The 8,610-nt window shown below is 62.7% G+C and carries 8 protein-coding genes and 1 pseudogene; 1 reads left to right on the top strand and 8 read right to left on the bottom strand.

Features of this window, described 5'->3' with window-relative positions; all coding sequences use genetic code 11:
• Positions 1–173: 173 nt before the first annotated feature.
• The gene (locus tag NKJ01_RS35550) at positions 174–1,082 is read left to right on the top strand and encodes an ankyrin repeat domain-containing protein (RefSeq protein WP_352735206.1); all 909 of its coding nucleotides are present in this window, start codon (positions 174–176) and stop codon (positions 1,080–1,082) included.
• Between the two features lie 48 nt (positions 1,083–1,130).
• Here NKJ01_RS35550 and NKJ01_RS35545 read toward each other — a convergent pair whose 3' ends face one another.
• The 8 genes and pseudogenes from NKJ01_RS35545 to NKJ01_RS35510 all read right to left on the bottom strand — a co-directional run.
• The gene (locus tag NKJ01_RS35545; RefSeq protein ID WP_352735204.1) at positions 1,131–1,340 is read right to left on the bottom strand and encodes a hypothetical protein; all 210 of its coding nucleotides are present in this window, start codon (positions 1,338–1,340) and stop codon (positions 1,131–1,133) included.
• A gap of 10 nt (positions 1,341–1,350) precedes the next feature.
• Positions 1,351–2,925, bottom strand: a complete 1,575-nt coding sequence (locus NKJ01_RS35540; protein WP_352735203.1) for a DEAD/DEAH box helicase — start codon at positions 2,923–2,925, stop codon at positions 1,351–1,353.
• A gap of 202 nt (positions 2,926–3,127) precedes the next feature.
• Entirely contained in the window at positions 3,128–3,901 is a 774-nt protein-coding gene (locus NKJ01_RS35535; RefSeq protein ID WP_352602488.1) for an NAD kinase, read from the bottom strand.
• Positions 3,902–4,478: 577 nt separating this feature from the next.
• A complete protein-coding gene (locus NKJ01_RS35530) occupies positions 4,479–5,240 on the bottom strand; it encodes an MBL fold metallo-hydrolase (protein WP_352735201.1) in 762 nt (253 codons plus the stop codon).
• 2 nt (positions 5,241–5,242) lie between these two features.
• Positions 5,243–6,307 (bottom strand): ABC transporter ATP-binding protein, encoded by a 1,065-nt coding sequence (locus tag NKJ01_RS35525; RefSeq protein ID WP_352735199.1) that lies wholly within the window; start codon positions 6,305–6,307, stop codon positions 5,243–5,245.
• The gene (locus NKJ01_RS35520; RefSeq protein WP_352735197.1) at positions 6,304–7,086 is read right to left on the bottom strand and encodes an ABC transporter permease; all 783 of its coding nucleotides are present in this window, start codon (positions 7,084–7,086) and stop codon (positions 6,304–6,306) included. The genes NKJ01_RS35525 and NKJ01_RS35520 overlap by 4 nt, the downstream gene beginning before the upstream one ends.
• A 1-nt stretch (position 7,087) precedes the next feature.
• A complete protein-coding gene (locus NKJ01_RS35515; protein ID WP_352735195.1) occupies positions 7,088–7,969 on the bottom strand; it encodes an ABC transporter permease in 882 nt (293 codons plus the stop codon).
• Between the two features lie 13 nt (positions 7,970–7,982).
• A pseudogene (locus NKJ01_RS35510) lies at positions 7,983–8,531 on the bottom strand (extracellular solute-binding protein); the annotation flags it as partial.
• Between the last annotated feature and the right edge of the window lie 79 nt (positions 8,532–8,610).

Below are 8,610 nucleotides of genomic sequence, written 5' to 3'. Positions count from 1 at the left end.
ATCCCCATAGCTCACCGCCTGCGGCCCGCGGGTTCCTGCATCAGAGACTTTCGTACGCCTGACGGCACCCGAAACCCTTCAGCAAAAGCGGCCATTCTCGGCTAGCCGTGTCACCACCAGCAAGCCCTTGTTCTAGATCAACCCGTCATGGAACTCTCTTCAGGGAGGCTACAATGATCAAGCGAGGACGCATGTGGGTGACAAGAGCTTCATGCGTCCTTTGCCTTTTTACACTGCCCGCCCACGCGAGCAACTTAGGTGATCTTGTCAGGAATGGCGACGTCGCGGCGGTGGCTTCCGCCTTGGACAAAGGCGCCGCTGTTAACGAAATTGACGGCGTTACGGCGCTCTACATCGCCTGCGAAGGCGGAAATGTCGAGTTAGCCAAACTTCTGATCGATCATGGCGCGGACGTCAACCTGCCCGTCAGCTGGCAAAGAACGCCACTCTACGCCGCCAACAAGGCTGGGCACGCCGAGATTGTGAAGCTGTTGCTCGACAATGGGGCCGATCCAAATCAGGTGGCGAAAGCGCAGACGCCGCTGCACGTGGCTGCCGAAAATGGCTGCCTTCAATGCGTCATTCATCTTGTGGACGCCGGGGCAGAGGTCAACGCACTGACATCGAATGGAAATCCGCCCATACATTTGGCTAAGCTCAGGGGTCACGATGACATCGTGGCCTACTTGCGCAGTCATGGCGCCGGGCGACCGGCCGTTGCGCCGATTTCGGCTCGACTTGCATCGGCAAGCGCTGAATCAGGCAAGGAAATTTTCGACGGAACGTGCGGGGCTTGTCATCTTGCATCGCCGAACCTTAAGATTCCCAAACGGGTTAATCTGTGGGGCGTCGTAGGGCGGCCGAAGGCCTCACAAAGCGATGTCCCGTATTCGTCAGCTATAAAGGAAGCCGGCGGCACTTGGACCTTTGAGGACCTCAATTCTTTTATCTCAAATCCGGCATTCGCTTTGCCCGGAACAGATATGATTTTCCCGGGTCTGCAGGACGAGAAGCAGCGAGCTGACCTCATCGCTTACCTGCAGACCTTGAGTGACACACCGCTGCCGCTTCCCGACAATTGATTGCTCCTGTCTGCGAGCACTGCAATCCGCAACCAGCGATCGGAGCCATCAGGCATCCTGCGCGTGAGCGCACCAGTTCTGTTCGGTCCGGATTTCCTCGTACGGGTCATCGCGGATCCTCGGGTCGAGGTTGACCTCCAACTTTCCGATGGATTTGTCGATCTCGGTGCCGAAGGCCTCGATCTGGCGATACAAATCGGCAAAAATTGCCGATTCCAGCGCAGACGGCTGCTTTTGCGCGTCCAAGAGGACGCGCAACGCTGGCGTATCAGACCTTGGCGACGATCTTCATGAAGGCTGGCATGTCATCGCCGAAGCCGACGGTGGAGTCGTTGTCTTCCTGGTGGCGTTGGCGGGCAGGGCGGTTGCTGTCGCGCTGCGGCCTGGTGTCGCCGCGTTCCGGTGCGCGCTGCTCGTTGCGATCGGATGATTTGCGCTCGGTGTTTTCCGACCGGATCGCGTCCTTGCGCGAGCGGCGCTCGCCGATGTCCGCGACCGCGCCCTCGGCCACATTGGGCTGATCCTCGCGGACCGTTTCCGGTGCCGGTTCTTCGCTGTGCCTGGCGTGGCGTTCGCGTGGTTTGCGCTCCTTGCGGTCGTCGTCCTTGCGGCCGGCACGGCGCGGCGCGCCTTTGCCGCGGCGCGGAGCATCGTCCTCGCCTTCGCTGGCGACCACTGTCGACAGGTCGCCGTCATGCCACTCGATCTTGTTGCCGATCAGCCGCTCGATGGCGTCGATGTACTTGGTGTCCGACTTGGTCGCGATGGTGAAGGATTTTCCAGAGCGCCCGGCGCGTCCGGTGCGGCCGATGCGGTGAACGTAGTCCTCGGCATGGATCGGCACGTCGTAATTGAAGACGTGGCTGACATCGGGGATGTCGAGACCGCGCGCGGCGACGTCGGAGGCGACCAGGTAGCGCAGCTTGCCATCGCGGAAATTGGCCAGCATCTGCATGCGCGCGCGCTGGTCCATGTCGCCATGCAGCGCGCCGGCGTCGAAATCATACTTCAGCAGCGAGCGGAAAAGTTCCGACACTTCCACCTTGCGGTTGCAGAAGATGATGGCGTTCTTCAGTTCCGCATCCTCTGCCTTGATCAAATTGCGCAAGGTCTCGCGCTTGTCCCATGGCTTGGAGCCGGACTTGACCAGGCGCTGGATAATGTTGGTCGCTGCGGACGCGGCCTTCGAGACCTCGACGCGCACCGGCGCATGCAGGAATTTTTCGGTGAGCTTGGTGATCTCCGGCGGCATCGTCGCCGAGAAGAACAGCGTCTGCCTGGTGAACGGGATCATCTCGCAAATGCGCTCGATGTCGGGGATGAAGCCCATGTCGAGCATGCGGTCAGCTTCGTCGATAACGAGGATCTCGACGCCATTGAGCAACAGCTTGCCACGCTCACGGTGATCGAGCAGGCGGCCGGGCGTCGCGATCAGCACGTCGGCGCCGCGCTCCAGCTTCTTGTCCTGTTCGTCGAACGACACGCCGCCAATCAAGAGCGCGATGTTGAGCTTGTGGTTCTTGCCGTATTTGACGAAGTTTTCCTCGACCTGCGCGGCAAGCTCACGTGTCGGCTCGAGAATGAGCGTGCGCGGCATGCGGGCACGGGCGCGGCCCTTTTCCAGTCTTGTGAGCATCGGCAGCACGAAGGATGCGGTCTTGCCGGTGCCGGTCTGGGCAATGCCCAGCACGTCCTTGCCGAGAAGCGCGTGCGGAATGGCACCAGACTGTATCGGCGTCGGCTGCGTGTAGCCGGCGTCGGTGACTGCGGAAAGAACCTTCGGCGACAGGCCTAGGTCTGAAAAGGTCAACGCTTCTGGAGCGGTCGTGGTGTCTGAGGACAATTGTTGCTGTCTTTGGCTGGTTCGGGGAAGCGCAACGGCGTCTAACGGCGTCTATCGCGGCAAGCGCCACGCGCCTGCAAGATTGGTATTGCAATTAGGAGCAAGCCCTCGATTTGTCAACAGAAACGGCCGTGATTGGCGCGATTGTGAAGTTGTAACCTTAATCGGGATGCTTAATCGAGGTGTCGGTCGCGGCGCCGGCTCAATAGCGGAACTGTTCGGCGAGAATGCGTTCGTTCCAGGAATGATTGGGATCAAACAGCAACGTCGCCGTCGCAGTGGGCGATTCCCTGACCGTGACCGAGGTCACCGCCTTGACTTCCGTATGGTCGGCGGCGGCGTTCACAGGCCGCTTTTCCGGCTCGAGAATGTCGAAGCGCACGGTCGCCTTGTTGGAGAGCAGCGCGCCGCGCCAGCGGCGCGGGCGAAACGGGCTGACCGGGGTCAGCGCCAGCAGGGGCGCGTCGAGCGGCAGGATGGGCCCGTGCGCGGAAAGATTATAGGCGGTGGATCCGGCCGGCGTCGCGATCATCACACCGTCGCAGCTCAGTTCCTCAAGCCGTATTTGCTCGTCGACGGTGATGCGGATCTTGGCCGTCTGATAGGATTGCCGCCACAGCGCGACTTCGTTGATCGCCAGCGCCGAAAGCGTTTCGCCTGCCGAGGTCTCGGCCAGCATCTCCAGCGGACGGATCGTTTCGGCGACCGCGGCCGCAATCCGCTCGGTGAGCCCACCGGACCGGTACTCGTTCATCAGGAAACCGATGGTGCCACGGTTCATGCCGTAGACCTTCTTGCCGGTCCCCATCGTCTCGCGCAGCGTCTGCAGCAGGAAGCCGTCACCGCCAAGCGCGACGACGATCTCGGCATCCTCGACGGAGGATTGGCCATAGCGCGCCGAAAGGCTTTCCAGCGCCGTCTTGGCGTCGGCGGTGTCGGACGAGACGAAGGCGATGCGGCTGGCGGTTTTGCTCATGGTTCCCCAACGACGACCGGTTGGCAGCCGGCTTTTGCTGGGCCGCGCCAGCGCCGGGGTAGCATGGGCGGGCCAGGTCTGCAAAGAGAGGCATTATCCCGGATGCCGTGGCTATCCCGGATGGCAAGGCTATCCCGGATGGCAAGGCGACGGCAGAACGGCGGGTTGCGGACGTGCCGTTCGCGCGTCATGTCAGAGGCTGCGCGAATGTGATGGTTAAGACCGGGCTTAAGCTCTCGTAAAGCCGGACCCGTCATGTTAGCCGGGCATCGGATGGGTGGCGTGGGGCTAGCCAGTCGAGGCCGTCATATTGCCGGTAACACGCCTGATCATCGTCTTTCTGATGCTGGGAAGCTTCGCGCTGCTCTTTGCCGAACTGGTGCGCCAGTCCGAAGAGACGAGCTTCCGGCCTCAACCCACGGCGTCGCGCTGTGGTGATGCCGCCGGGGCACCATGCCCGCAAAGGGCGCTGTAACTCGGACCTGACCTGGCCGGGCATGTGCTTCCTGGCTGGAAGCGAAGACCGGGTGCCGGATATTGAGCGGACATTCCAGCTGTTGCGCCAACGGATCCTCAGCTATGAACGCTGCCGCAGATGGCAGCCGGCTTGCCGCTTCTGCGCCAAGTACTCGTCGACAAGCTGGCGATAGCGCACTTTTCCGAAGCTCGGGAAATGGCCGCCATGCACGACCGAGACGTCGAGGTCGCGCAGGCGCAGCAACGTGGCGACATAGTCATCGACCACAGAGTGGTAGACATCGTCGATCAGCGGGCCGTCATAGATGATGTCGCCGGATAACAGGATGCCCGTCCTGTTTTCGTAGAGCGCGATGCCGCCGGGCGAGTGGCCGGGCGTATGGATCACCTCGAAGGCGCGGTCGCCGAGATCGACGACATCGCCATGCGCGAGCAGACGACCGGCGGGTGCGGGTAGAATGCCGTAGCGTGCCGTGTCCCAGCCTTGCGGCATGCCCTCGAACATCTCGTCCGTCGCGTAGGTGCTGGCGGCGGTCCATTCGTTGCGCGGATCGGCGAGGATTTGAGCCTCGGCCGCGTGCACGCAGCGGTCGGGAAATTCATGGTGGCAGCCGATATGGTCGAAATGGGTGTGGCTGGCGACGCAGGTCAGTTGTCGCTCGTTCACCAGCCGCACGTGACGCCTCAGGCTGAAATGGCCAAGCCCGGTATCGAACAGGAGATCGCGGTCGCGGCCGCGCACATGCCACATGTTGCAGCGGAAGAATGGCTTGATCCACGGCTCGTGGATCAGCGTGACACCGTCGGCCATGCGGATGGTCTCGTACCAGTCTGGAGCGTCGATGAGCGGAAGCGTGCCCATGGTCAATCCGTCAAAGGGATGATTGCGCCGATATCGCACGAAATCGCGACCGTGTCGCCGGGCTGGACGGTCGACGAAGCCGGCAGCCTGGCGATGAAGTGTAGCGAGGGATCTTCGACGGAAACGGCGAGCACGCGCTTGAAACTGCCCTGGAAGACGATGTCGCTCACCTCGGCCGTACCCAGCCTGACACCGCCGCTGGCCACGCCGAAGACGAGATGCTCCGGCCGTATGGCAAGCCCGACGGCCGAGCCAACCGGCAACGTGCAGGGCAGTGAAATCGGCCCGACCGGCGTCGCGACGGTGCTTGTCCGGTCTCTGGCCTCCGTGACCGTGCCGGCGAGGATCGTGCTTTCGCCCATGAAGGTCGCGGAGAAGCGAGTCGCCGGCCGCGCATAGACGCGCTCGGGCGGCCCCTCGTCCTCGATGCGCCCGTCATTCATCACCACGCAATGGTCGGCCAGCGCCATCGCTTCTTCCTGGTCGTGGGTGACATGGATGAAGGCAGTGCCGACGCGCTTCTGGATCGCCTTCAACTCGTCCTGCATTTGCCGGCGCAATTTGAGGTCGAGCGCGCCGAGCGGCTCGTCGAGCAAAAGCACCGCCGGTTCGATCACCAGCGCACGCGCCAGCGCCACGCGCTGCCGCTGGCCGCCGGAGAGCTGATGCGGCTTCTTGTCGAAAGCGGAGGCCAGCCCAACCAGCGCCAGCGCCTCGCGTGCCCTTGCCGCCCGTGTCGCGCCGTCGACGCCCTGCATGCGCAGGCCAAAACCGACATTGCCGCCGACGCTCATATGCGGGAAGAGCGCATAGTCCTGGAACACCGTCGTCGTCGGGCGTTTGGCCGGCGGCACCGAGGTGCAGTCCTCGCCGCGGATGAACACTTTGCCTTCGCTGGGCGTGAGGAAGCCGCCCAGAATGGACAGCAGCGTCGTTTTGCCGGAGCCCGAGGGTCCGAGCAGGATGGTGTAGCTGCCCGGCTCGATCTTGAGCGAGACATTCTTCAGCACGGTTTGCTGGCCAAACCGATGCGATACGGAGCTTATATCGACCAGGGGTGCGGTCATGCTCTTCTCCTGCGCAGCAATGTCAGTTCGAACAGCACGACCAGCACGATCGAGACGGCGAAGACCAGCGAGCCGACGGCATTGGTTTTCGGGTTGAGGCCGGAGCGCAGCAGGTTCCAGATTTCCACCGGCAAGGTCGTGTCGAAACGGGTCAAAAGGAAGGAGATGACGAACTCGTCCCACGAGAAGGTCATCGACAGGAAGAAGCCGGCGAAGATGGCCGGCGCCATGACCGGCACGGTGATCAACAGCAGCACTTTCCATTCCGGCGCGCCGAGATCGCGCGCGGCGCGTTCGATGTTGATCTGGTGGTCGCCCATCTGGCTGTAGATGATGGCAAAGCACAGCGGCAGGTTGATCACGACATGGCCGACGCCGGCGGCGAGCAGCGATTTCGGCACCCCGGCCCAGTTGAACAGCACCAGCAGTCCCATGCCGATGATGAGATAGCTGACCGTCAGCGGCAATGTAATCAGCCCGCGCAGCAGGCCAGATCCGGGCAGGAGGAAACGGGCAAAGCCCCAGGCCGAGAGGAAGCCGAGCGTGACGGCGGCGAGCGACGAGATGGACGCCACCAGCAGCGAATTGATCAGCGCCGAGGTCAGCCGCGGGTCCGAGAGAACCGCATCGTACCAGCGCAGCGACGGGCCGGTGAAGGGCGGGATCGGAAACGACGTCGCCTGCAACGAAAACAGCACGAGCACGATCACCGGCAGGAAGATGAAGCCGTAGATCAGGACGGCGTAGAGCCACGAGGCGATGCGGACAATCCTGGCCATCTCAGGCTCGCTCGATCTTCAGCCAGCGGGCGCAGCCGAGATAGGCGATGGTGACCACCGCCATCAGGATGATCGACAGCGCCGAGGCCAGCTGAAAGTCGCCGCGCCGGCCGATCTGCATCATCACCAGCTGCGGCATCAGGAGTTCGTTGTTGCCGCCCAGGATCTGCGGCGTGATGTAGTCGCCGATGCACAGCACGAAGGTGAGGAAGGCGCCGACCATGATGCCGGGCAAGGTCAGCGGCAGGACGACATGCAGGAAGGTGCGCACCGGCCCGGCGCCGAGATCGGCGGCGGCCTTGCGGTAGCTCGGGCTGAGCTGCTTGAGGTTGGCGAAGATCGTCAGCGTCAAAAGCATGATGAAGAAATGCACGAAGCCGGTGACGGTGGCGAACCGCGTGTTGGCGAGTTGCAGCGGCTCGCTGAACAGGCCCGAGCCGGTCAGCGCCCGGTTGATAACGCCATTCTGCGCCAGCACCAGCAGCCAGGAGTAGGAGCGCACGACATAGGAGGTCCAGAACGGCAGCACCGCCAGCATCAGCGCCAGCCGTTGCCAGCGTTCCGGCACCTGTTCGGCCAGGATCCAGGCAAACGGGTAGGCGAGCAGCACGGAGAGAAGGGTGACGATGGCGGTGACCTGCAGCGAGTTCACCATCGCCTGCCAATAGGAAGGGTTGGTGAAGAACTGGCTGTAGTTGGACAGCGTGAAGCCACCGCCTTCATGCGCCGTCAGGCTGGAAAACCCCATCGCGATGAAGGGCAGCACGAAGAACAGCAGCGTCCAGCCGAGCGCTGGCGTGACCAGCGCCCAGGGCAGAGCAGAGCTCGCCCGGGGCAAGGCACGGCCCGCCCGGGGCAGGGGATTGTTTGCCGAAGGGCTCATGAGCGATATCTGCTCATTTTGCCTGCAGCATTTCGGTCCACATGTCTTGCATCTTCTTGTCGAGATCGGCGTTGGGCGCCGGGTAGGCCTGGGCCCGCGCCAGGAAGCCCGGCTGCTCGTCGAAACGCAGGATCTTTTTCTGCTCGTCGGTCAGCGTCGCCTTGGTGTTCGCCGGCATGCCCCAGTAGCAGGACGAGGTGGCAAGCCGCGCCTGGCCTTCCGGGCTCATGATGTACTGGATGAATTTCAGCGCCATGTCCTTGTTTTTGGAGTCCTTGAACATGGCCAGCGACTGCGACCACAGAACCGCACCTTCCTTGGGAATGGAGAAGTCCAGCGCCGGGTTTTCCTTGGCCAGCCCCGCCGTCACCCATTCGCCGCCACCAACAAGTATGTCGACCTCGCCGGTCGCCAGCGCCGTCTGGCTGGCGGTCACTTCGCCGACAAGCTTGGCATTGGCCTTCATCTTGAGAAGTTCGTCCTTGAGGGCGGGCAGGTCGGCTTCGGTCAGATCCGCCGTCTTCTTGCCGATGGCGAGTGCCGCCATGCCGATGACCGGGACTGTCAGGAATTTCGTGTGCGGGCGGGCGGTTGAACATCACGCCGCCATGGCTTTGATGAAGCGCTCACCGAAGATGACG

The organism is Mesorhizobium sp. M0276 (genome assembly GCF_040321755.1).
Taxonomy (GTDB): domain Bacteria; phylum Pseudomonadota; class Alphaproteobacteria; order Rhizobiales; family Rhizobiaceae; genus Mesorhizobium.
The sequence above is the reverse complement of the archived record's forward strand: the minus strand, read 5'-3'. Positions and strand labels throughout refer to the sequence as shown.